21 protein-coding genes and 1 pseudogene are annotated in these 22,017 nt (G+C 70.3%); 11 read left to right on the top strand and 11 right to left on the bottom strand.

Annotation, left to right across the window (positions count from 1 at the left end; genetic code table 11):
• Nucleotide 1 precedes the first annotated feature (1 nt).
• Nucleotides 2-742 carry a peptidyl-tRNA hydrolase gene (locus MUG78_RS00910; protein WP_246991353.1) on the top strand — a complete coding sequence of 247 codons (741 nt, stop codon included), beginning with the start codon at nt 2-4 and terminating at the stop codon, nt 740-742.
• A gap of 13 nt (nt 743-755) precedes the next feature.
• Here MUG78_RS00910 and MUG78_RS00905 read toward each other — a convergent pair whose 3' ends face one another.
• The gene (locus MUG78_RS00905; protein WP_246991351.1) at nt 756-1,763 is read right to left on the bottom strand and encodes an LLM class flavin-dependent oxidoreductase; all 1,008 of its coding nucleotides are present in this window, start codon (nt 1,761-1,763) and stop codon (nt 756-758) included.
• Nucleotides 1,764-1,833: 70 nt separating this feature from the next.
• Between MUG78_RS00905 and MUG78_RS00900 the strand changes: the two genes are divergently transcribed.
• Together MUG78_RS00900 and MUG78_RS00895 are read left to right on the top strand one after the other, a co-directional pair.
• Nucleotides 1,834-2,673: an ABC transporter ATP-binding protein gene (locus MUG78_RS00900; protein WP_246991349.1), complete on the top strand. Its 840-nt coding sequence runs from the start codon at nt 1,834-1,836 to the stop codon at nt 2,671-2,673.
• Between the two features lie 67 nt (nt 2,674-2,740).
• Nucleotides 2,741-3,568, top strand: coding sequence for an NUDIX hydrolase (locus tag MUG78_RS00895; protein ID WP_246991347.1), 828 nt, complete (start codon nt 2,741-2,743; stop codon nt 3,566-3,568).
• 18 nt (nt 3,569-3,586) lie between these two features.
• Here the strand turns inward: MUG78_RS00895 and MUG78_RS00890 are convergent, their stop codons facing one another.
• The gene (locus MUG78_RS00890) at nt 3,587-4,588 is read right to left on the bottom strand and encodes a DNA polymerase domain-containing protein (protein ID WP_246991345.1); all 1,002 of its coding nucleotides are present in this window, start codon (nt 4,586-4,588) and stop codon (nt 3,587-3,589) included.
• A gap of 77 nt (nt 4,589-4,665) precedes the next feature.
• On the opposite strand from MUG78_RS00890, the gene MUG78_RS00885 reads away from it, so the two are divergent.
• Genes MUG78_RS00885 through MUG78_RS00875 form a run of 3 tightly spaced genes read left to right on the top strand, consistent with a single transcriptional unit; the run spans nt 4,666 to nt 7,681 of the window.
• Nucleotides 4,666-5,454, top strand: a complete 789-nt coding sequence (locus MUG78_RS00885; RefSeq protein ID WP_246991344.1) for an enoyl-CoA hydratase/isomerase family protein — start codon at nt 4,666-4,668, stop codon at nt 5,452-5,454.
• Between the two features lie 10 nt (nt 5,455-5,464).
• Nucleotides 5,465-6,430: a methyltransferase domain-containing protein gene (locus MUG78_RS00880; protein WP_246991342.1), complete on the top strand. Its 966-nt coding sequence runs from the start codon at nt 5,465-5,467 to the stop codon at nt 6,428-6,430.
• A 30-nt stretch (nt 6,431-6,460) separates the two neighbouring features.
• Complete coding sequence (locus MUG78_RS00875; RefSeq protein WP_246991340.1) at nt 6,461-7,681, top strand: class I SAM-dependent methyltransferase; 1,221 nt, start codon at nt 6,461-6,463, stop codon at nt 7,679-7,681.
• Between the two features lie 29 nt (nt 7,682-7,710).
• Here MUG78_RS00875 and MUG78_RS00870 read toward each other — a convergent pair whose 3' ends face one another.
• Nucleotides 7,711-9,015: an outer membrane protein assembly factor BamB family protein gene (locus tag MUG78_RS00870; protein WP_246991338.1), complete on the bottom strand. Its 1,305-nt coding sequence runs from the start codon at nt 9,013-9,015 to the stop codon at nt 7,711-7,713.
• Nucleotides 9,016-9,126: 111 nt separating this feature from the next.
• Here MUG78_RS00870 and MUG78_RS00865 point away from each other — a divergent pair, with 111 nt between their 5' ends.
• Nucleotides 9,127-9,891: an acyltransferase gene (locus MUG78_RS00865; RefSeq protein WP_246991336.1), complete on the top strand. Its 765-nt coding sequence runs from the start codon at nt 9,127-9,129 to the stop codon at nt 9,889-9,891.
• Nucleotides 9,892-9,923: 32 nt separating this feature from the next.
• Here the strand turns inward: MUG78_RS00865 and MUG78_RS00860 are convergent, their stop codons facing one another.
• From MUG78_RS00860 to MUG78_RS00850, 3 genes are all read right to left on the bottom strand, one after another.
• Nucleotides 9,924-10,853 (bottom strand): glycoside hydrolase family protein, encoded by a 930-nt coding sequence (locus MUG78_RS00860; RefSeq protein ID WP_372493275.1) that lies wholly within the window; start codon nt 10,851-10,853, stop codon nt 9,924-9,926.
• Between the two features lie 124 nt (nt 10,854-10,977).
• A complete protein-coding gene (locus MUG78_RS00855) occupies nt 10,978-11,997 on the bottom strand; it encodes a DUF2804 domain-containing protein (RefSeq protein WP_246991332.1) in 1,020 nt (339 codons plus the stop codon).
• Nucleotides 11,998-12,105: 108 nt separating this feature from the next.
• Nucleotides 12,106-13,269 (bottom strand): hypothetical protein, encoded by a 1,164-nt coding sequence (locus tag MUG78_RS00850; protein WP_246991330.1) that lies wholly within the window; start codon nt 13,267-13,269, stop codon nt 12,106-12,108.
• Between the two features lie 230 nt (nt 13,270-13,499).
• Between MUG78_RS00850 and arfB the strand changes: the two genes are divergently transcribed.
• Nucleotides 13,500-13,940 (top strand): alternative ribosome rescue aminoacyl-tRNA hydrolase ArfB, encoded by a 441-nt coding sequence (arfB, locus tag MUG78_RS00845; protein WP_246991328.1) that lies wholly within the window; start codon nt 13,500-13,502, stop codon nt 13,938-13,940.
• Nucleotides 13,941-13,972: 32 nt separating this feature from the next.
• On the opposite strand, the gene MUG78_RS00840 is transcribed toward arfB, so the two are convergent.
• The 5 genes and pseudogenes from MUG78_RS00840 to MUG78_RS00820 form a co-directional block, all read right to left on the bottom strand.
• Complete coding sequence (locus MUG78_RS00840) at nt 13,973-14,734, bottom strand: nuclear transport factor 2 family protein (RefSeq protein ID WP_246991327.1); 762 nt, start codon at nt 14,732-14,734, stop codon at nt 13,973-13,975.
• A gap of 49 nt (nt 14,735-14,783) precedes the next feature.
• Nucleotides 14,784-15,155, bottom strand: a pseudogene (locus MUG78_RS00835) (AIM24 family protein); the annotation flags it as partial.
• Nucleotides 15,156-15,317: 162 nt separating this feature from the next.
• Nucleotides 15,318-16,568 (bottom strand): glycosyltransferase family 4 protein, encoded by a 1,251-nt coding sequence (locus MUG78_RS00830; protein ID WP_246991325.1) that lies wholly within the window; start codon nt 16,566-16,568, stop codon nt 15,318-15,320.
• Entirely contained in the window at nt 16,568-18,103 is a 1,536-nt protein-coding gene (locus MUG78_RS00825; protein ID WP_246991323.1) for a 1,4-alpha-glucan branching protein domain-containing protein, read from the bottom strand. Before MUG78_RS00825 ends, MUG78_RS00830 begins: the two co-directional genes overlap by 1 nt.
• Nucleotides 18,100-18,900 (bottom strand): class I SAM-dependent methyltransferase, encoded by an 801-nt coding sequence (locus MUG78_RS00820; RefSeq protein ID WP_246991321.1) that lies wholly within the window; start codon nt 18,898-18,900, stop codon nt 18,100-18,102. The genes MUG78_RS00825 and MUG78_RS00820 overlap by 4 nt, the downstream gene beginning before the upstream one ends.
• A 211-nt stretch (nt 18,901-19,111) precedes the next feature.
• Here MUG78_RS00820 and MUG78_RS00815 point away from each other — a divergent pair, with 211 nt between their 5' ends.
• From MUG78_RS00815 to MUG78_RS00805, 3 genes are all read left to right on the top strand, one after another.
• Nucleotides 19,112-19,897: an electron transfer flavoprotein subunit beta/FixA family protein gene (locus MUG78_RS00815; protein WP_246991319.1), complete on the top strand. Its 786-nt coding sequence runs from the start codon at nt 19,112-19,114 to the stop codon at nt 19,895-19,897.
• Between the two features lie 42 nt (nt 19,898-19,939).
• On the top strand, nt 19,940-20,896 hold the full coding sequence (locus MUG78_RS00810; RefSeq protein WP_246991318.1) for an electron transfer flavoprotein subunit alpha/FixB family protein: 957 nt from the start codon (nt 19,940-19,942) through the stop codon (nt 20,894-20,896).
• A gap of 272 nt (nt 20,897-21,168) precedes the next feature.
• Nucleotides 21,169-22,017, top strand: a complete 849-nt coding sequence (locus tag MUG78_RS00805) for a GNAT family N-acetyltransferase (protein ID WP_246991317.1) — start codon at nt 21,169-21,171, stop codon at nt 22,015-22,017.

The following is a 22,017-nucleotide window of genomic DNA, read 5'->3' as shown; positions in this document are numbered from 1 at the left end:
GATGGCACTATCTCAGAATCTTGCCCGGCTTACCCACTATTCGCCCCGTGGCGTCGACCCCGACGACCCGGCGCTGGTGCTCGCCATGCCGCTGGTGCTGCAGATCGAGAAGGCGACCCCGCCCGCGCGGGCCGACCTACTGGCGGCCGCCGCACAGGCGACCGCGCTCGCCTGCCTGGATCCGCGATCGGAACCGGGAGCCCCGTGGGCGGCCGAGTTCGACGCGTGGTGCGCCGGCCGGATCCGCAAGATCGCGCGACGCGCGCGCGGCGCCCAGTGGACGGCGGTCCAGGATCTGCCCGGCGTGACCGCGCAGGTGGGACAGGCCCAGGCCAGGGCCTTCGTGCCCGGCCCGGTGGGGGCCACCGACCGGCGGCTCACCAAGCTGCAGATCGAGGGCACCGACGTGGAGGGCGACCTCCCGGCCGCGCCGATCGTCGACGGCCGCGGTGCCCGCCTGTGCCTGTGGGTGGCGCCGGACCTGCCGATGACCGTCGGGAAGCTGGCCGCGCAGGTCGCGCACGCCTCGATGCTCGGCGCGGTGCTGGTGCCTGCCGATCAGGTGCAGCGCTGGTACGACGATGGCTGCCCGGTGCAGGTGTGCCAGGCCGATCGACGACGCTGGGCGGAACTTCTCGAAGGCGAGACGCGCGGCGCGGCGATCGTGGTCAGGGATGCCGGGTACACCGAGATCGCACCCGGCTCGGCGACGGTCATCGCCGCCCCGCTGCCCGCGGGCTGAACCGCGGGTCCAGTCAGAGTGCGGGGGCCAGCGCCCGCACGGTACCCAGCCACACGCCGCGGTCCGGGGCCATCGGCGCGAGGATGAGCTCGTCCGCGTCCGCGTGCACGGCGAAACGGACCAGCTGGTCGGACACCTGCTGCGGGGTGCCGACGGCGGTGTGGCGCAGCATCTCGTTCACCTGGCGCCCCACCGGCCCGTCGAGGAGCACGTCGGCCTCCTCGTCGGACAGCGACGTGTCGCGCGCGAACAGGAACTTGGCGCGGTGGCGCCGGGTGGCGTCGAACTGTGCGGTGGCGCGGTCCGCGTCGTCGTCCGCGATCACCCCGGCCGCGGCGATCACGTACGGCTCCGTCAAACCGCCGAACTCGGCCTGCAGGGGACGGAACTCGCTGCGGTACACGGCGACCGCCTGCTCCAACGCGGCAGGTGCGAAATGCGAGGCGAACGCGTACGGCAGACCGAGGTAGGCGGCGAGCTGCGCGCCGAACAGCGAGGAACCCAGAATGTAGAGCGGCACGTCGGTGCCCGCGCCGGGGGTGGCCACCACTCCGGACTGCTGCGGCTGCCCGCGCAGGTACTTCTGCAGTTCCACGACGTCGGCCGGGAACTGCTCGGAGGCGGCCGGGCTACGGCGCAGCGCCGCGAAGGTCGCCTGGTCGCCGCCGGGCGCACGGCCCAGGCCCAGATCGATCCGGTCCGGATACAGCTCGGCGAGGGTGCCGAACTGCTCGGCGATGGCCAGCGGCGAATGGTTGGGCAGCATCACGCCGCCGGCGCCCAGACGGATGCGTCGGGTCGCTGCGCCCATGCGCGCGATCAGCACCGCGGGGGCGGCCGAGGCGATGGCCGACATGTTGTGGTGCTCGGCGTACCAGAGGCGACGGTAGCCGGTGGTGTCGGCGAACTCCGCCAGGGCCAGGGAGTGATCCAGTGATTCGCGGACCGTCTCGCCGGGGCCCACCTGGGCCAGATCGAGCAGGGACAGGGGGATCTCGGACAGGCTCACGTTGTAGTTCAAGTCGGCCGCCGCGACAGATATTCCAGTGGGCCTCCCGCACTCGGGCCGCGGAGTGCTCCATCATGGTGGGGTGACTGACGTGCAGACCGATCCGGACCTGATCCTCGATTTCTCCGACGTGCGCCTCGTGCGCGGCGGTAAGACCCTGGTGGGGCCGATCGACTGGAAGGTGGAGCTCGACGAACGCTGGGTGATCATCGGCCCGAACGGGGCGGGTAAGACCTCGCTGCTGCGGATGGCCGGCGCCGTGGAGCATCCGAGCTCCGGCACCGCCTTCGTGCTCGGAGAACAGTTGGGGCGCACTGACACTCGGGATCTGACGACGCGGGTGGGCCTGGTGAGTTCGGCGACCGCCGGCCGGATCCCGGGCGGCGAAGTGGTGTCGGATCTGGTGATCTCGGCCGGCTACGCCGTGCTCGGGCGCTGGCGGGAGGAGTACGACGAGTTCGATCGCGAGCGGGCCGCCGACGTGCTGGAGTCGATGGGCGCCGAACACCTCGCCGACCGCACCTTCGGCACCCTCTCCGAAGGCGAACGCAAGCGGGTGCTGATCGCGCGCGGCCTGATGACCGATCCGGAGCTGCTGCTGCTCGACGAACCGGCGGCCGGCCTCGACCTCGGCGGCCGCGAGGAGCTCGTCGACCGACTCAGCCGATTGGCGCAGGATCCGGACGCGCCGGCGATGGTGCTGATCACTCATCACGTGGAGGAGATCCCGCCCGGCTTCACCAACCTCATCATGCTGTCCGAGGGCGAGGTGACCGCCCAGGGGCCGCTCACCGAGACCCTGACCGCGGAGAATCTCACCACGACGTTCCGGCAGAACATCGCTCTGACGCAGGAGGACGGGCGCTACTTCGCCCGCCGTGCGCGTCGCGCGGGTGGGCACCGACGCGCCGCCGAGGGCTGAGCGATACAGTCGAGAGACGACCACAAGTGAGCGCTTGCTCACACCGGCTGAGCAGGAGGCCGAATCCATGAGTGCTGCCGACAACCCGCAACAGATCGCGCCGCTGCGCGATGCATCGACCGTCGTGCTGGTGCGCGACGGCGCCGACGGCATCGAGGTGTTTCTGCAGCATCGCGTGCAGCAGATGGCCTTCGCCGGCGGCATGACCGTGTTTCCCGGCGGCGGCGTCGACGATCGGGACCGCGATGCGCAGATCCAGTGGGTGGGTCCCGAGGTCGGCTGGTGGGCCGAGCAGTTCTCCGCCGACGAGGCCACCGCGCGTGCCCTCGTCTCGGCCGCCGTGCGGGAGACTTTCGAGGAGTGCGGCGTCCTGCTCGCCGGCACCGAGACGCAGGTGTGCGCCGACCCGACGATCTTCGCCGCCGAACGCGCCGCGCTGGTCAGCAAGGAACTCTCCTTCGCCCAGTTCCTGGCCGATCACGACCTGATGCTCCGCTCCGATCTCCTGACCCCGCTGGCGCACTGGATCACGCCGAAGAACGAACGCCGTCGCTACGACACCCGCTTCTTCCTCGCCCAGGTGCCCGCCGGGCACGACGCCGACGGCGCCACCACCGAGGCCGAGGCCACCGAATGGCGCACGGCCGCCGCGGCGCTGGCCGACTGGCAGGACGGACGCCGTTTCCTGCTGCCGCCCACCTGGACGCAACTGCGGCACCTCGGCGAGTTCGCGACGGTCGCCGACGCGGTAGCCCACCCGCGCGTGCTGGAGACCATCGAACCGGTCGTCTCGGACGGTCAGGGCATCCTGGGCCTCGGATTCGACGACTCCGCCGACTACTTCGCGGCGATGGCGGACGGCCGGCTGGACCGGTTGCGCGACGTGGCCGAGTAGCGCGTTCACCGACCGGTCTCAGTAACTCGGGGGATCGACGACGTCGTCGGCCGCTTCGTCGCGTTCGGCCCACTCGAGCAGGGTGTCCAGTCGGTGCGCGACGAGTTCGATAGGCGCGAACAGGTCGCCGCGGCGGGCGAAGCGTTCAGGCATGGTGGCGACGGTGAAGTCGTCGGGCTCGGCGTCGTCGACCTCGGACCAGTCCAGCGGTGCGCTCACCGTGGCGCGCGGTGTGGACCGCACCGAGTAGGCGGCGGCCATCGTGTGATCGCGCGCATTCTGATTGAAGTCGACGAAGACCTTCGACGGGTCACGGTCCTTGCGCCACCACACGACGGTTGCGTCGTCGGGCACCCGGCGCGTCAGTTCGCGTCCGAAAGCGCGGGCGGCGCGGCGGACGTCGGCGAAACCCCACTCCGCAACGATCCGCACGTAGATGTGCAGGCCGTGACCGCCGGAGGTCTTCGGGAAACCCCGAATGCCCAACTCCGCCAACAGGTCCTGGGCGGCGCGCGCCACGCGGCGGGTGCGGGGGAGGTCGCAGTGCGGCATGGGATCGAGGTCGATCCGCCATTCGTCGGGGAACTCCACCGCGGAGCGCCGCGAGTTCCACGGGTGGAACTCCACGGTGGACATCTGCACCGCCCACAGCACCGCGCCCAGTTCGGTGACGCAGAGCTCGTCGACGATGCGCTCGTAGCGTGGAAAGTAGATACCGACCGTCTCGATCCAGACGGGCGCGCCCGCGGGCAGCTTCTTCTGGTGCACCTTGGGGCCGGCCAGGCCCTTGGGGAAGCGGTGCAGCATGGTGGGGCGATGGTCGAGGGCCGCGGTGATGCCGGGGCCGACCGCGCGGTAGTACTCGGCGAGATCGAGTTTGGTGAGGCCGGTGCCGCGGGGGCCGGGCGCGTCCGGGAAGTAGAGGCGATCAGGGTTGCTGAGTCGGATGGTGCGCGCGGTATCGGTGCCGTCGTCGCCGGGCGGTCCCGGGACGACGAGTTCGACGGCGTCGCCACTCATGCCCGCACTCTACCGACGAGTACATCGCGCCGGGTGCGGTTGGGAGGACGTGACAGTTACCCGGTAACGTGCCTGCCATGGCTGAGTTCGTGACCTTCGAAACCGCTCCCGACCACCCGGGTGTGGGCATCATCGAGCTGCGTCGACCGCCGATGAACGCACTGAACCGACAGGTCCAGGACGAGCTCCTCGCGGCCGCCGCGGAGGCGAATGCCCGCGACGACATCAAGGCCGTGGTGGTCTACGGCGGACCCAAGGTGTTCGCCGCCGGCGCCGACATCAAAGAGATGATCGACATCACCCCCGCCGAGATGACCAAGGTGGCCCGTCGGCTGCAGCGCGGCCTGGGTGCGATCTCCGAGATCACCAAGCCGACCGTCGCCGCGATCACCGGCTACGCACTCGGCGGCGGTCTGGAAGTGGCGCTGGGCGCGGATCGTCGGATCGCCGGCGACAACGCGAAGCTGGGCGTCCCCGAGGTGCTCCTCGGCGTGATCCCCGGCGGCGGCGGCACCCAGCGACTGGCCCGTCTCATCGGACCGTCGCGCGCCAAGGACATGGTGTTCACGGGTCGTTTCGTCGACGCCGAGGAGGCGCTGGCGATCGGTCTGGTCGACGAGGTCGTCGCCCCCGACGACGTCTACACCGCGGCGGTCACCTGGGCCGCCCGCTTCGTCGGCAGTGCGTCGGCGGCTCTGGCCGCGGCCAAGGCCGCGATCGACGAGGGTCTCGACACCGACCTGGAAACCGGGTTGAAGATCGAAGCACATCTGTTCGCTTCGCTCTTCGCCACCGACGACCGTGCGATCGGCATGGCGTCGTTCATCGAGAACGGCCCCGGCAAGGCCGACTTCACCGGAAAGTAGCACCACCTTCATGACGACGATCGACGATCCGAAGCCGAACCCGCACGCCACCGCCGAGCAGGTCGAGGCCGCGCTGACCGACACCAAGCTCGCCCAGGTCCTGTACCACGACTGGGAGGCCGAGAGCTACGACGACAAGTGGTCGATCTCGTTCGACGAGCGCTGCATCGACTACGCGCGCGGCCGCCTCGACCGCATCGTGCCCGACGCCGAGCTGCCCTACGGGCACGCCATGGAGCTGGGCTGCGGCACCGGCTTCTTCCTGCTGAACCTGATGCAGTCGGGCGTGGCCACCAAGGGCTCGGTCACCGACCTGTCGCCGGGCATGGTGAAGGTGGCGCTGCGCAACGCGGAGGGCCTCGGGCTCGACGTGGACGGCCGCGTGGCCGACGCCGAGAAGATCCCGTACGACGACAACACCTTCGACCTCGTGGTGGGACATGCTGTGCTGCACCACATTCCGGACGTCGAGCAGTCGCTGCGTGAGGTGCTGCGCGTGCTCAAGCCGGGCGGCCGCTTCGTCTTCGCCGGTGAGCCGTCGACCCTCGGCGACTTCTACGCGCGCTGGATGAGCCGGGCCACCTGGTGGGCCACCACCACGATGACCAAGTTCGGTCCGCTGCAGTCGTGGCGCCGTCCGCAGGAGGAGCTCGACGAGTCCTCGCGCGCCGCGGCGCTGGAGGCCGTCGTGGACATCCACACCTTCTCCCCGCAGGACCTCGAGGACCTCGCGACCGCCGCCGGCGCCGTGCAGGTGGAGTCGGCCAGCGAGGAGCTCGCCGCGGCCATGCTGGGCTGGCCGGTCCGTACGTTCGAGGCGGCCGTGCCCGCCGACAAGCTCGGCTGGGGCTGGGCGCGTTTCGCGTTCGGCGGCTGGAAGCGGATGACCTGGCTCGACGACAACGTCCTGTCCAAGATCGTTCCGCCGCAGTACTTCTACAACGTGCTGATCACCGGTGTGAAGCCGACCCCGTAGGGGCGTCGACGCACCTGGACGCCGCGACCCATGACCGTCAGTGACGACGACGTCGTCTTCCTGCGTTCCCGGTACGGAAGCAAGGCGTTGGACGTCGCTGCGGAGTTTCCGCTGACCTCGGCGTCGCTGCTGGGCGACCTGACGAAGCTGCGTTCGCGGTACCCGGAGCACGCCGCCGCCCTGGTGGAGACGGTCCGGGCACGACGCCGCGCGGCGGGGAAGCTGGCCTACGCCGACGCGCTGCTGGCCGACGACAACGCCGTCCAGCAGGCCACAGCGACCCCGGTGGCCGCGCTGCGCGCCGCCGAGATCGCCCGCCGGCATCCCGGTGCGCTGGTGCACGACCTCACCTGCTCGATCGGTGCGGAACTGACGACACTGGTCGCCGCGCCCGGGATCGGCGCGGTGATCGGCTCGGACCTGGATCCGGTGCGGTTGGCCATGGCGCAGCACAATCTGGGCCTGGTCGGCGGTACCGCGCCGACGCTGCTGCGCGCCGACGCCCTGACCCCGACGTCGACGGCGGAGGTGTTCATCGCCGACCCCGGACGCCGCAACAGCGGCGGCCGGGTCTTCGGCATCGATCAGCTCGACCCGCCGCTGCTGGAACTGCTCGCCGTGTACGCCGGGCGGCCGATGGCCGTCAAATGCTCACCGGGCCTGGACTATCAGCACCTGCGCACCCGCTTCGGCTTCGAGGGGCAGGTGCAGATCGTCTCGCTCGACGGTGGTGTCCGCGAGGCCTGCCTGTGGACCGACGCCGCCGGACAGCCGGCCAATCGCGCCAGCGTGCTGCGCAGCCGCCCGGACGGCACCACGTCGCTGTACGAGGTGACCTCCGACGACCCGGACGACCTGGGCGCGCCCGGGGTGGGCGAGTGGATCGTCGACCCCGACGGTGCGGTGGTGCGGGCCGGGCTGGTGCGTCAGTACGGGCACCGGCACGGGCTGGTGCAGTTGGATCCGCAGATCGCCTACCTGACCGGTGGCGCGGTGCCCGCGGGCGAACGCGGCTTCCGGGTGATCGAGCAGCTGCCGGTGAACGAGAAGGCGCTCCGCAGTGCGCTCGCCGCCCGCGGCTGCGGCAGCCTGGAGGTCCTGGTGCGCGGCCTCGACGTGGACCCGGACCGGCTGCGGAAACGGTTGAAGCTCAAGGGTTCCGAGCCCTACGCGCTGATCCTCACGCGGATCGGCCGCCAGGGCGTCGCCTTCCTGTGCGAGCCCGGCGTCCGCGCCGCTAGCTGCGACTGACTACTCCCGGCTGACGACGCCCGGCGGAACTACTTCGGAGCGAAGTAGAAGACCTCGCCGGCGTGGGTGGCCACGGCGACGCTGCCCCAGGCCGAGACCGCGACGCCGGTGGTGAATCCGGCGGCCTTCGGCAGTTCCAGGGAGCGCTGGGTGGCGCCGTCGGCGGTGGAGATCTCGGTCAGCATGAGCTTCTGGTCGGCACCGGTGCGCACCACGGTCCAGGCGCGGTCGCCGCCGGTGATGGTCGACAGGCTGACGGTCTGCAGGTCGGTGCGCGTGGCGACCACCTCGGCGCTCGTGCCGGCGTCCTTCAGGATGGTCAGCGGCGCACCGACGGTGCCGGTGGGGATGAGGATGCCGTCGGGCGAGACGGCGAGGGTCGCGAAGCCGAAGCCGCCGAGGTCGTGATTCCAGCGCGGCGTACCGTCGGCGGTGTCGTAGGCGTACAGGCGGCCGTCGCGGCCGAAGGCGTAGACAGTCCCGCCGTCGGCCGACAGCGTCGGCGGGCCCACCATGCCGCCGGGCACCTCGACGTGCCAGCGCTGGACGATGTCGTTGTCGCTGTAGGTCAGCGCGCTCAGCTGCGACTGCTCGGTGCCCTCGGGATGGAAGTTGAGGTAGAAACGCTCGTGTGCCGCGTCGACGGCCGGGGGAGCGGAGACCGCGCAGAGCGGGCCGCCGGTGACGCAGTCGCCGAGGCCGAACAGCGGCTCGTCGGGCCGGGCGTCCGGACGCAGCCGGATCTCGGGTGCCTCGAAGACGTTGGTCTGGGCGTTGATGAGCAGGATCTGGCCCTGCGTGGTGACCATCAGGACGCGGCCCGGGCCGGCGAACTTCGCCGACAGTGGCACACCGATGGCCGGCATCCGCCAGCGGATCGAGCCGCCGCCGTTGAAGGCCAGGAAGGTGCCCGACTCACCGAGGTACGGCTGATTGTTCTGGTCGAAGGCCATGGCGTTGAGCTCGACGCCGGAGGCCATGCGCTTGCAGAAGTTCTTCCGGCCGGCGGCGCGGTCGAAGACGAACGTGTTGCAGCCGTTGGCGGTGTTCGCGGTGACGCCGATGTCGCCGAGGGCGTTCATCGTCAACGGGGCGCTGATCGGTCCGCCGGTGGGGCGAGTCCACGCCAGGGCGAGGTTGTCGGGTGCGGTGACCGGGGTGTAGTTCGCGTTGGCGCCGTCGCCCCCGAACGTGGGCCACCCGGCCGCCGGGATCGCGCGGACCTCCGTGTGCCCGTCGGAGCAGGCGGTCATCACGAGGCCGAGGACGGCGGCGAAGACCACCGACGCAAAGATACGACCCTGCCGCCGACGTCGTCCGACTGACTGCTGCATCCCTGGGGGTACCTTCCTTCGACTGCCCCGACCGCGGCGGTGTCGCGCGTGCGGGCCGTTCGGGCAAGACTCTATCGTGTCCGAAAATCGCGTCGATTAGGGTTTGTCCCCATGACCACCATGTGGAACGCCTCGTACCGTTCGCGCTGGCGTGCCGGGCTGCGCAGCCGCGACCCCCAGCAGGCCCGTTTTCTGACGCTGGACTCGCTCCGCTGGATCAAGAAGAACAAGGCCTGGACGCCCTGGTACCTGGTGCGCTACTACCGGCTGGCGCGGTTCCGCCTGGCCAACCCGCATATCGTGCTGCGCGGCATGGTCTTCCTGGGTAAGAACGTCGAGATCCATGCGACGCCGGAACTGTCGCGCATGGAGATCGGCCGGTGGGTGCACATCGGCGACGGCAACTCCATCCGTTGCCACGAGGGCAGCCTCCGAATCGGCGACAAGACCGTCTTCGGCTGCAACAACGTGGTCAACGCCTACCTGGACATCGAGATCGGCGGCTCCACGCTGATCGCCGACTGGTGCTACATCTGCGACTTCGACCACGTGACCGACCACATCGGGATCCCGATCAAGGACCAGGGCATCGTCAAGGGGCCGCTGCGGATCGGCGCCGACACCTGGATCGCCACCAAGGTCACCGTGCTGCGCAACACCATCGTCGGCCGCGGCTGCGTCCTCGGCGCCCACGCCGTCGCCCGCGGCGTGATCCCCGACTACTCGATCGCGGTCGGCTCCCCGGCCCGCGTGGTGAAGAACCGCATGGAGGCGTGGGAGGCCGGCGCCGAGCAGCGCGCTGAGTACGAGCGTGCGCTCGCCGACATCGAACGGAAGAAGGCGCAGGCCCGGGCAGAGGCGACTGAAGCGGGCTGACCCGCCCCGCCCGCTCACCGTGTGCGCTCACCCTATGCGGGTTCGCGGAGGACGCCGAAGTGCCGTGCGGTGCCGGAGATTCCCGGCAGTTCCTTCGGCGGCGTCCACGTCTTCATGCCGTCGCTGCTGTCGGAATAGAGGTACTTGCCGGCCTTGTAGGCGTCGAAGTAGAGCCGCCAGTCGCCGTTCGGCAGCTGCGTCACGGTGGGGCCCTCCACCAGCGTGCCCCACTCGCCCGGCGGCACGAACGTGTACGGGCCGCGCAGGGCGGGGGCGACGGCGTGCTCGAGCACCTTCTTGGTCTCGTTCTTGGTGAACGCGTGATAGGTCGATCCGGCCTTGACGACGGTGGTGTCGATCCGGTCGGCGTTCAGGCCGTCGAGCGGCACCGGCCAACTCCACCGGGTGAGCGTCGCATCGAGAGCGGTCAGCAGGTAAGGGACGAAGCCGCCGCCGGTCGACATCGACATGATGATGTGCACCCGGCCGTCGTCGATGAACCACTCCGGCGCCCACGCCTTGGTGGTGAACGGCGACAGCGACGGCCCGTCGCGGAAGCCCGCCGAGCCGGTGATACCGAACGGATTCACCGGGCCCTTGCCGTCGCCGGTGCCCGGGAGGAGGGCGCAGCACAGCGGGACCGGCCAGCTCTTCATCGGCGTCCAGGTGATGCGGTCGCTGCTGCGGGCGAAGCCGATGTTCGCGCCGTCGGCCGTGGTGTGGGTGAGGTAGTACTGCCCGTCGGTGTGCCGGAAGATGCTCGGATCCCGGACGAATCCCGCGGGCGGGCGATACGCCGACAGCTTGAGCGGCTGGAAGTCGGTGCCGTCGCTCGACTCGTAGACGTCCAGGTCGCGGGCGCTGGCGTTGCTGAACGCGACCATGGTGTACCGCGCGGCGGCGGGTTCGGCGGCGCTGCCGCCCGGGGTCGTGGCCAGCAGCGCGGCGAGGGCGATCGCGATGCCCGTGACGACCGTGCGGCTGCCTCTCCGGATGACTCTCACCAGACGAGTATCGATGACCACGTGCGCACCATCAATCACTGTGGCCACATGGGCGCCGAGTTGTTACACCGCGGCCACGCGGCTACCAGCGGTTGTGGACGTGTTCGGCGAATCCGACCAGTCCGCTGAACTCGATCACGTCGAGGCCGGTGTCGAAGGTGCCCGACCAGGTACCGAAGCACTGGTCCGTGTTGCCGGCGAGGACGCCGAAGTTCATCCGGCTCCGCTTGTCGTGGAAGGGCACCAGCTCGGCGTCCAAGCCACCGCCGGACACCCGCCAGGGGGCCAGGAAGTCGTCGGTCGAATACTCCCAGCGCAGTTCGGTACTGATCTTGTGCAGGCGACCGTCGATCACCACGCCGTTCTCGGTGACGCCGGTGCCCGCGGTCCACTTGCCGCCCACCTGGAGTCCGATGGTGTGCCCGTGCGATCGGCCCGAACCCGCGCCCCAGTTCCAGGTGATGTCGTACGGCCACCGGCCGCGGCCGTGATCGAGCACCGCCCACGATTCGCCCTCGGGGAGCACGTGCTCGACGCCATCGATGATCAGTGAGCCGGACGCGGGCAGCGCGACGTCCTTCACCGTGTACTGGAAGCGCGTGTCGCTCCACGGCACCACCACGGCGAGGCAGTCGTGGGCCGGCGGGCGCTGGACCACGACGTCGATCACGCCGCCGGGGATGAGAGCGCGCAGTCGGGTGGCGTCGTTCGGCAGCGGGGTGATGTCGATCGCGAGGTCTTTGGCGCGGCCGCTGACGATGCCGCCACCGAGCGAGGCGGGCAGCTCCACGTGGCGCGGGGGGATGACGGTGGCGGCCTTGCCGACCTCCTCGCCGGTGGCCCGATCGAACAGCCACACCTCGTGGACGCCGGCGTAATCGATCGACGAGACCGTGAGCGCCGCGATGTGGGTGGGCGTGATGACGCTCCAGTACTCCCACCGCTTGTTGCGGCCGACGGCCCGGAGTCCGCGACCGATGCCGGAGGTGTCGACGAGGGGCCAGCGCGCGAAGCCGACCGCTTCCCGGTTCAACTGCCCGTCGGGCAGGGTCAGCGAGATGCGTTCGGTGAGCTCGCGCTCGTGCGATGCGTCGGAGTTCATGCCGACGAGCCTACGGACGACGCCGTCGGGCACAAAGAACGCCCTCCACCGTGGAAATCCGCCGTGGAGGGCGTTCTTTCGTGTCTCCCCGAGAGGAGCGGGCTACAACTAGCCCAGGCTGACAGCGGGCTCCGGGGAAGAGGGCGCGCTCTCTGCCGCGGGGGCGTCCACCACCGGATCGGCAGCGGGCTGCTCCACTGCGGGAGCCTCCACTGCGGGCTGCCGCACCGCAGCGTCGTCCGTCTCGGCCGCCGGGGTTTCGGCGGTGGTGTCCGCGACCTCCAGGGGAGCTTCCGAGGTGCTGTCGATCAGCGGGGCGTCCAGTTGCACCGTGACGTCCTGGGTAGCCGGGGTGGTGAGGCCGCCGAAGATGCCGTCGGTGCTCCAGCCCGGGATGTCCAGGCCCGGAATCGGGGTCTGGAACTCGCCGACGCTCAGGCTCGGGATGATGGAGGTGATGTCGTCGAACTGGCCGAAGTTCGAGAAGTCGAAGTTCGGCAGGCCCACGTAGTTGATCTTGCCGTCGCTAGTGACCGGGAACAGCGTCATCGTGCCGCCGAGCCACCCGACCTGGATGGCGCCCGGAACCTGCTTGCCGATCGGCAGGAAGCCGTAGGAGCTGGTGACCTTGAAGGTGTCGGCGCCACCGAAGGTGGCGCGGGCGAAGTCGGCAGTCAGCAGCTCCGACAGGCTGGTGTCGCCGGTGATGGCACCGATGATCTCGCTCGCGTCGATCCCATCGGTGAGCAGGGCGATCGGGTTGGTGAGCGCCAGGGAGAACTCGCCCTTGTCCTTGTCGTTCTTCATGTCGAAGACACCCAGCACGTTGAGGCAGAAGCCCTCGGTCGACGACTGGGCGAAGGTCAGTGCACCCAGGCAGGCGAGCTGCCCGGTCGGCACGTCGATGAAGCCGAGGAGCTTGAAGTCGGTCGAGGCCACCGCGATGCCGAGCAGCGAGAATGCCGTAGCGCTCTCGCCCTTGTCGGCGTACGCCGCAGCGAAGCCCGGAAGGATCGCCGTGGCCGACGTGGTGCCCAGCTGGGTCTTGGCGACACGCCATGCCGCATCACCGATGAGCGGGATGCCCTTGATGATCCCCTCCGGGTCGATGGCGACGCCGCCGGCGACACTGGTGGAAGCCATCAGCGCCGGGTCGGCCGAGACGGTGGTCTCGGGAACGACGGAGGTGGTGGCGACGCCGATCGCGGCGGCGGCGGTGAGTGCGACGGAGGCGGTGATTCCTGCGCGCAGGGGAATGGACGTCTTCTTCAAGGCGGCTCTCCTGTTACGGGGTGAAGGTGCAAGTCACAGCTATTCCTGAGATGAGATGTTCAGGCCGGCTCCCCCGAGACCCTGCGACTCGCAAGGATCGTAGCGGTCTTTGCATGTGAAATGGTATTTGCTACGCATACCGCCCAGGGCGAGGCGACGCGAGACCCGAAGACGACTGAGCCGTGATAACTCGTTGGCCAGATCCGGCGGCGACCCGCAGAATGGCAGCCATGGACGATCTACTCATCACGCCGGGACCGGGGGCGCCGCGCGGCCTCCGGATTCCGGCGTCGGAGTTGATCGAACAGTTCTCCCGCTCGTCGGGGCCGGGCGGCCAGGGCGTGAACACCACCGACTCGAGGGTGCAGCTGAGCCTGGATCTCGCGGCGACCACGGCGCTCGACGACGCCCAGCGCGCCCGCGTGCTGCGCACCCTCGCGCCGCGGCTCAGTGGCGGTGTCCTGACGATCGCCGCCTCGGAAGAGCGGGCTCAGCGACGCAACCGGACCCTGGCCCGGCAACGGCTCGCCGACCTGCTGCGCGAGGCGGTGGCCCCGGAGGTACCGCGCCGTCCCACGCGCCGGACCAAGGGTTCCCAGCGTCGACGGCTCGACGCCAAGACGCGCCGCGGCGCGCTCAAGGTGAACCGCCGACGACCTGCCGCCGACTAGGGATCACTGCGCAGCCTCGCGGGCGTCAGTCGTCAGGCGTCGACGTACACCGTCACCGCGGACACCGCGCGCCCGGCGAACTCCACCAGCGCCACCCCGTGGGCCTGGCCGTCGGTCAGGGTCACCGACACGGTCCGGCCGGCGGCCAGCGTCTTGCCGACCCGCCATCCGGCGAGCTGTCGACCGAGTTCGGCGGGCGACGGCACCGGCCGTCCACCGAACCGGAGGGCAGTCGCGGCGGTGCGCGCCCGCTCGGCGGCGTGCACGTCGCCGTCGCCTAATGCCTGGAGCAGGGCGATCGCCTGCCGCTTCGCGCGGGCGCCGACGCCGACGAAGCCCCGGGCGAAGCCCCGCGCGCCGCCGAGGCGCTGGTTGCGCAGGAGGCCCGCCGAGAGTCGGCCCGCCACGGGCGCGGCGGCCGACCCGTTGCCGAGCAGCTGGCCGATCATCGGACCCAGCTCCCAGTGGGCGGCGAGCGCGTCGATGCGCGCATCGTCGGTCATCGCATAGCGCAGATGGGCGGGCACCCGGAGCGTCACGCGGTCGCTCATCTCGATGACGATGGTGACGTCGCGGAGCACCTCGCGGCCGCAGACCACGTCGTGGGCCACCTCGAAGCGGATGCGGTTCGGGGCGATGAAGGTGTCGTAGAAACGCGCGAGCTGCTCGGAGCCGCGGTGCGGCGCCGAGCCGACCGGATCGTTGACCACCGCGCACGGGTTGAACAACGACAGCCAACGCTGCTTGTCGTGCGCGGCGACGGCGGCCGGCGAGGCGGCGTCCGTCGCGAGCAATGCACGGGGTCAGGTTGGCCGACCAGCACACCGCGGCCTGCGGGTCGACACAGGTCGGCTGCCGGGAGCAGTCGAGGATCATCGGCGGACCGTCGCTGGTGACGCCGACCACGCCCTGCCCGGACAGCGTCAGATTGAACAGGCCGCCGGCCATGATGCCCGCGTTGCCGATGGACGTGATCTTCCAGGCGAGCGAGTCGTCGAAGGCGAGCAGGCTGGAGGTGTTGACCGTGATCGCGTCCTGCGGGCCTTCCAACTGGAGGGTGAAGACGTCCTCGGCGCGGCGGGCGAAGAAGACCTCGCCCTGGCCGTTGACCCGCATCAGATGACCGCCCTCATTGCTGATGGCCTTCTTCAGAAAGTTGCTGACCGAACCGGAACCTTCATGTTTGAAGTCGAAGACGCCCTGGTAGGCCACCATGGCGCCCTTTGCGGCGAGCGCGCCGGGACCGAAGGCGACGCGCAGCATCTTGTTCGACTGCAGCGTCCAGCGCTGATTGGTCTCCTACTCGCGGTTGTTCTGGTCGAACAGGGCACTGCGCATGTCGTTGTCTCGGTCCTCGACCGTCCTGCGACGGCCGACTCAGTTCTCGTGATCGCGCTCCGGGAGGGGACGCAACGGGATCTCCGGCCGCGCGAGGCGGCGCCGGGGATGTCGGGTGGCCACCTGGTAGACGGCCGCCGTGCGTTCGGCGACCACCGGCCAGGTGAATTCCTCGGTCAGCACCGCGCGGGCACGATGCGCCCACACGGCGGCGGACTCCGGTTCGGCCAGCGTCCGGCACACGGCGTCGACCAGCGCGGGAACATCGGCAGGGGCGAAGGTGGCGCCGGTGGCACCGTCGACGACGGCCTCGCCGAGCCCGCCCGCGGTGGAGGTGACCAGCGGAATGCCCGACGCCGCCGCTTCCAGGGCGACGATGCCGAACGGCTCGTAGCGGCTGGGCAGCACGATCGCCGCGCACCGCTGCATCAGGGTCACCAGACCATCATGGTCTTGGCGGCCGGCGAAGACCACCGACTCGGCGACGCCGTGCTGGTGAGCGAGTTCGGTGAGCCAGGTCAGCTGGGTGCCCTCGCCCGCGACGGTCAGGGTGGTGCCGGGGTAAACGCGCTGTACGGCGGGCAGGGCGGCGAGCAGATCCTGCACGCCCTTCTCATATTCGAGGCGACCGGCGAACAGCAGCTCGGCGGGGCCGTCGGCGGGCGGGCGTTCAGCGAAGGCCCACGCGGTCAGATCGATGCCGTTGTGGATCACGGTGATCGGCGCCAGCTCGGGGCCGAAGAGCGCGGTCACCTCCTCGCGCATCGACGACGAGCAGGTGATCAACGCATCGGCGGAGTTGGCGAGCCACCACTCGACCGAGTGGACCTGCCGGTTGACGTGTCCGGCCACCCACCCCGAGTGCCGACCGGCCTCGGTGGCGTGCAGGGTGGCGACCAGCGGCACGTCGAAGAACTCGGCGAGCGCGATCGACGGATGGGCGACGAGCCAGTCGTGCGCGTGCACCACGTCGGGCGTCCAGTCCCGGCCGAGGTGCGCGAGCGCAGCGCGGATGAAGCTGTGCCCCATCGACAGCGTCCACGACATCATGTCGACGCCGAAGTCGAACTCCGTCGGGTCTTCGGCAGCGGCCACCACGCGGACGCCGTTCACCACGGTGTCGGTGGTGGGATGCGTCGACGCATCGGTGCCGGACGGCTGCCGAGTCAGGACGGTCACCTCGAGCCCCTGTGCGGCAAGGGCTTCGGCCAGATAGTGCACGTGTCGACCGAGGCCGCCGACGACGACCGGCGGGTACTCCCACGACACCATCAAGACTTTGCGTCGCATCAGCGGAGACTCCCGTCGCGTGAAGGCAGACGGCGGGCGTCGAGCGCGCCGAACAGATTGTCGGCCCGGCGCCAGCCGGCGGCCAGGCGGGCCGCGTGCTCGGAGCGTCCGGCCGCGGCGGCGGCACAGATCTCCCGCGTGGCGTGCGCGTGCTTGTACGCGCGGTCCTCGGCGTACCCGGCCGCGGTGTCCTTGGAGACCATGAACGGCCAGTCCGACTGCAACGTCATCAGGGTCTCGCGGAGGATCTGGTCGGCGGTGGTGTCCCGGGCGTGGCCGCCTTCGAGTAGCTTGTCCAGGACGTCGAGGGCGGTCTCGGAGACTTCGGCGTTCAACTGCACCAGGTGCGCGACCTGCGGGCCCTCCCAGACGCGCCAATCCTTACCCGAGCCCCAGGAGGAGTCGGCGAGTTCCACCGGCTCGCCGACGAAGCCGTTGCGGCGGGCGCCGGCGAGCGTCCCGACGGTGACGCCGACCTCGGGCAGGCGGCGCAGCACCCGTTCGAGCCAGATCGGCCCCTCGTGCCACCAGTGGCCGTACAGCTCGGTGTCGAAGGCCGCCACGACGAGCGCCGGGCGACCGAGGCGGGCGGACTCGTCGATCATGCGCGTTCGCACGGCGTCGACGAAGTCCTCCACGTGGGCGTCGATCACGGCGTCGACCAAGGCCGGGTCGTACGGCTTCTTCGCGTCGCCCGGGACGTTCTTGCCGGTCACCCGGAACGGCTTGAAGCCGGTCTTGTGGTCGTACGTGTGGAAGTCGCGGTACGCGCTGTGTCCGGGGTAGCCGGATTTGGGTGACCACACGCGGTAGCTGACGGTCAGGTCGCGGCCGAAGGCCACCACGTCGGTCTGGCCCACCGGTCGGCCGAGAGCGGTGTCGCCGCGCAGGGTGGGGCCGTCGACCATGAAGTGCCCGACGCCGGCGTCGTCGTACTCGCGTTCCATGCCCGGGGTGTACGCGCATTCGGGGGCCCAGATCCCGACCGGCTGTGTGCCCCACCGCAAATGGGCGTCGGCCAGGCCTTCGGTGAGGGACAGTCGGCGCAGACGTTCGTCGAGCAACGGCTGAAACGGATGCGCCAACGGGCCGCCCAGCAGTTCGAGGACGCCGGAAGACACGAGGCTGCGGATCTGCGGGCTGCCGCCGTGCCGCCAGTGCTGCTCGAAGTCGGCGAGCGCCGCGGCGGCCTCCCGGTACTCGCGGTGGCCGCTGGCGCGGCGGTCCGGATCGTCGTCGACCGCCGCCTCCATGGCGCGCAACTGCCAGTCGGCGAGCCACTCGTACATCGACGCCGCCGCGTGCGGGTCGTCGAGCTGCGCGGCCAGGACCGGGGTGATGCCGAGCGAGAGCTGATCGGTGAAGCCGTCGGCGGCCAGTCGGCGCAGCATGCCGTAGAGCGGCAGGTAGCAGTGCGCCCACGACTGATACAGCCATTCCTCGCCCACCGGCCAGCGGCCGTGGTTGACGAGCCAGGGCAGATGCGAATGCAGGACCAGTGTGAACTGGCCCGGCACCGGATCGACGTCGGTCACGAGTCGGCCCGGCGGGTGGCGATCGCCAACAGGTCGAGGCTGGTGTCGATGTCGCGCTCGCGGGCGTCGACGATCTCGAAGTCGGCGGCGGTGATGCCCGCGACGTCGGCGACCAACTCGGTCGGCCATTCCTCGCCGGCCAGCGCGCGCTCGATCTGGGCGTCGATCAGCGAGCCGCCCCACTTCGCGTCGAGCTCGCGCAGACGCGGTCCGTGGAAGACGCCGAGCATGGCCTGCACGTCGAAACCGTCGTCGGTCAGCAGCTCGGTCAGCTCGGCGGCGTGCAGCTCGCGGGTGTGGAACGGGTTGAGCGGCGTGTCCAGGCCGGGGGAGAAGGTGATGCGGTTCGGGGTGCTCATCAGCAGTTCGCCGTCGGCCCGCAGCACGCGATGGCATTCGGCGACGAAGGCGGGCTGGTCCCAGAGGTGTTCGATCACCTGGAAGTTCACCACCAGATCCACCGAGCCGTCGGGCAGCGGCAGATCGATCAGATTCCCTTGGTGCACAGTCACTTCCGGGTAGCGGCGGCGCGTGTGCTCCACGGCCTGCGCGTCGTAGTCGACGCAGGTGACCGACGCGGCTCGACGCGCCAGCTGCGCGGCGCCGTAGCCCTCACCGGAACCGGCCTCGAGGACGTCCTTGCCGGCGCTGCGCGCCTCGATGTAGTCGTAGGCCACCTCGTGCCGACGGAACCAGTAGTTCTCCGCGGGGATGCCGGGCACGGTGCGCTCGCCGGTCAAGGCGAGGTGCTGCTCCACGTCGAGGACGGGCTCGGAGGAGGCCGGGGAATCGCTCATCTGCACGACACTAGGGCATACCGACGGGCTCGCCCCGCCTCGCCCTGCGCGGGCGCGGACGCGCCCGGCGCTCGCGAGTGTGAGTAACCCGACGCAAATTCCTCGCGGGCGGTGTATTGCCCGAGTGAACGAACGGTTAGAGTTAGCGATGACCCATGGCCTTACCGGCCGGTAAGTTGCCGAAACCTACGCAGGAGGTCGACGAAGACCCATGACGAACGTTGTTGTGCTCATCAAGCACGTGCCGGACTACACGGCCGAGTGGACGCTCTCCGCCGACGATTACACCCTCGACCGCGCTGCTGTCGACGGCATCATCGACGAGATCAACGAGCGGGCCGTCGAAGCCGCGCTGCAGATCAAGGAAGCCAACGGCGGTGAGGTCACGGTGCTGTGCGCCGGCCCCGCACAGGCGGCCGACGCGATCCGCAAGGCGCTCTCGATGGGCGCCGACAAGGCAATTCACATTCAGGACGACGCCGTGCACGGCAGCGACGCGGTGCAGACCGCCTACCTGCTCGCCACCGCCCTGGGCACCGTCGAGGGCGTCGAGCTGGTCATCGCCGGCAACGAGTCCTCGGACGGCCGCGCCGGTGCGGTCCCGGCGATGATCGCCGAGTACCTGGACCTGCCGCACCTGACCCACCTGCGCAAGCTGGAGGTCGACGGCGAGGCACTGCGCGGCGAGCGTGAGACCGACGACGGCATCTTCAACGTCGAGGCCTCCCTGCCGGCGATCGTCTCGGTGAACGAGAAGATCAACGACCCGCGCTTCCCGTCGTTCAAGGGCATCATGGCCGCCAAGAAGAAGACCCCCGAGGTCCTCACCGCTGCCGAGCTCGGCATCGAAGACGGCGTCATGGGCGTGGCCAACGCGGGCAGCAGCGTCACCGGTGTGACCCCGAAGCCCCCGCGTGCTGCGGGCGAGCGCATCACCGACGAGGGCGACGGCGGCACCAAGGTCGCCGAGTACCTGGTCGGCCAGAAGATCATCTGATCGCCCCCACCCCGACAAGCAAAGACATTCAGGAGAGAGAACATGGCTGAAGTACTCGTGCTCGTTGAGCAGGATCCCGAGGGTGGGCTGAAGAAGGTCACCAACGAACTTCTCACCGCTGCCCGCGCACTGGGCGAGCCCGCCGCCGTCGTCATCGACGCCCCGGGCAAGGCCGACGGCGTCCTGGGCGCCCTGGCCGAGGCCGGCGCCGAGAAGGTCTACGTCGCCGAGTCCGACGACGTCGCCAACTACCTGGTGAGCCCCAAGGTCGACGTCCTCGCGGCGCTCGCCGAGGAGAACACCCCCGCCGCGGTGCTGATCGCTGCCAACGCCGAGGGCAAGGAGGTGGCCGGACGTCTGGCCGTGCGCCTGGGCTCCGGTCTGCTGGTCGACGTCATCGAGGTCGGCGCGGGCGGCACCGGTGTGCTGTCCGTGCGCGGCGGTGCGTTCACCGTCGACGCCGCCGCCGGTGGCGACACCGCGGTGATCAGCGTCCGTCCGGGCGCCATCGAGGCCGCTCCGGCGGCCGGCGCGGGCACCCGCGTCGACGTGGCCGTGCCCGAGCAGGCCGAGAACGCCGTCAAGGTGACCGGCTTCGCGCCGAACGTGGGCGGCGACCGCCCCGAGCTGACCGAGGCCTCGGTCGTCGTGTCCGGTGGCCGCGGCGTCGGCTCGGCGGAGAAGTTCTCCGTGGTCGAGGAGCTCGCGGACGCGCTCGGCGCTGCCGTGGGCGCTTCGCGTGCGGCTGTCGACTCCGGTTACTACCCGGGCCAGTTCCAGGTGGGTCAGACCGGCAAGACCGTCTCGCCGCAGCTGTACATCGCGCTGGGCATCTCCGGCGCCATCCAGCACCGCGCCGGCATGCAGACCTCGAAGACCATCGTGGCCGTCAACAAGGACGAAGAGGCCCCGATCTTCGAGATCAGCGACTTCGGTGTGGTCGGCGACCTGTTCGACGTCGCCCCGCAGCTGACCGAGGCGATCAACGCTCGTAAGTGATGCGGTGACGCCGACGCTCGCGTGAGTGTCGGCGTCTCCCGCGTCGACAGCCACTGCCCCGCAGCTCCGTGTGAGCTGCGGGGCAGTGGCTTTTTCGCTTCTGCGGCCGGGCCGACGGATCGATGGCAGGCCGGCCGGGCAGGCCTGGCACAACGCTCAGCGGACGCGATTTCCCTTGTGCGCGACCGTGATTGCCGTCGTTCACCGAGTGGCCGGGTGGGCGTCGCCGGACGGCTGCCGAGTCGTCGATCCGGGTTGTTTCACTGCGAGGCATGACGGTTCTTCCGATCCACAGCCCACTGTCCGAATCGGCCGTACGCCGGACGCTGTTCGTCGCCGGCGAGTACGACGTCGTCGTGACCGGACACCCCGCTGACATCCGCGCCGCGCAGCGCCTGCGGTACGCGACCTTCCGCGCCGAGCCCGGCTACTCCGATGCGATTGGCGACGTCGCCACCGCCCTGGACGCCGACCGGTTCGACGACTTCTGTGATCACCTGCTGATCCGGCACCTGCCGACCGGCCAGGTGGCCGGCTGCGCGCGGGTCCTGCCGCCGGCGCGGGCGATCGCCGCCGGCGGGTGGTACTCCGCGGGGGAGTTCGACCTGAGTGAACTCGCCTCGATCGCGCCGGAGACGGTGGAGATGGGGCGCGCGGTGGTGCACCCGGCGCACCGCAGCGGCGCGGTGACCGGACTGCTGTGGACCGCGGTGCTGGGTTACCTCGAGGACGGCGGCTACCGCTATCTGATGGGGTGCGTCTCGGTGCCGGTCGACGCCGAGGCCGGGCGCGGGCGGGACCTGCGCGGCATTCGCGACGTGGTGCGCGATCGCTACAGCGCGCGGTGGCAGGCGTTTCCGTACCGGCACGTGGAGGTCGACGGCGCGCGCCTGGACGACCTGCCCGCAGTGGCCAAGCCGGTGCTCCCGCCGCTGCTGCGGGGCTACCTCCGACTCGGTGCGCGGGTCTGCGGCGAGCCCGCCTTCGACGAGGTCTTCGACGTCGGCGATTTCCTCACGGTGATCGACCGGGAGGAGGGCGACGACCGCTACCTCACGCGTATGCGCGGTGCGCTCGCTCGGCTGTCCGGACCCGCCGCGGCCGCGGACGGGCAGCGCTGA

This window comes from Gordonia alkaliphila (assembly GCF_023017165.1).
Taxonomy (GTDB): Bacteria; Actinomycetota; Actinomycetes; order Mycobacteriales; family Mycobacteriaceae; genus Gordonia; species Gordonia alkaliphila.
This window is presented reverse-complemented; position numbering and strand designations above follow the sequence as displayed.

What these genes read in the sequence shown, in the direction of transcription:
- MUG78_RS00805 (WP_246991317.1), top strand. Translation starts at nt 21,169, where the DNA reads ATGACGGTTCTTCCGATCCACAGCCCACTGTCCGAATCGGCCGTACGC.
- MUG78_RS00870 (WP_246991338.1), bottom strand. Translation starts at nt 9,015, where the DNA reads ATGCAGCAGTCAGTCGGACGACGTCGGCGGCAGGGTCGTATCTTTGCG.
- arfB (WP_246991328.1), top strand. Translation starts at nt 13,500, where the DNA reads ATGGACGATCTACTCATCACGCCGGGACCGGGGGCGCCGCGCGGCCTC.
- MUG78_RS00815 (WP_246991319.1), top strand. Translation starts at nt 19,112, where the DNA reads ATGACGAACGTTGTTGTGCTCATCAAGCACGTGCCGGACTACACGGCC.
- MUG78_RS00865 (WP_246991336.1), top strand. Translation starts at nt 9,127, where the DNA reads ATGACCACCATGTGGAACGCCTCGTACCGTTCGCGCTGGCGTGCCGGG.
- MUG78_RS00910 (WP_246991353.1), top strand. Translation starts at nt 2, where the DNA reads ATGGCACTATCTCAGAATCTTGCCCGGCTTACCCACTATTCGCCCCGT.
- MUG78_RS00895 (WP_246991347.1), top strand. Translation starts at nt 2,741, where the DNA reads ATGAGTGCTGCCGACAACCCGCAACAGATCGCGCCGCTGCGCGATGCA.
- MUG78_RS00855 (WP_246991332.1), bottom strand. Translation starts at nt 11,997, where the DNA reads ATGAACTCCGACGCATCGCACGAGCGCGAGCTCACCGAACGCATCTCG.
- MUG78_RS00830 (WP_246991325.1), bottom strand. Translation starts at nt 16,568, where the DNA reads ATGCGACGCAAAGTCTTGATGGTGTCGTGGGAGTACCCGCCGGTCGTC.
- MUG78_RS00880 (WP_246991342.1), top strand. Translation starts at nt 5,465, where the DNA reads ATGACGACGATCGACGATCCGAAGCCGAACCCGCACGCCACCGCCGAG.
- MUG78_RS00875 (WP_246991340.1), top strand. Translation starts at nt 6,461, where the DNA reads ATGACCGTCAGTGACGACGACGTCGTCTTCCTGCGTTCCCGGTACGGA.
- MUG78_RS00885 (WP_246991344.1), top strand. Translation starts at nt 4,666, where the DNA reads ATGGCTGAGTTCGTGACCTTCGAAACCGCTCCCGACCACCCGGGTGTG.
- MUG78_RS00820 (WP_246991321.1), bottom strand. Translation starts at nt 18,900, where the DNA reads ATGAGCGATTCCCCGGCCTCCTCCGAGCCCGTCCTCGACGTGGAGCAG.
- MUG78_RS00890 (WP_246991345.1), bottom strand. Translation starts at nt 4,588, where the DNA reads ATGAGTGGCGACGCCGTCGAACTCGTCGTCCCGGGACCGCCCGGCGAC.
- MUG78_RS00810 (WP_246991318.1), top strand. Translation starts at nt 19,940, where the DNA reads ATGGCTGAAGTACTCGTGCTCGTTGAGCAGGATCCCGAGGGTGGGCTG.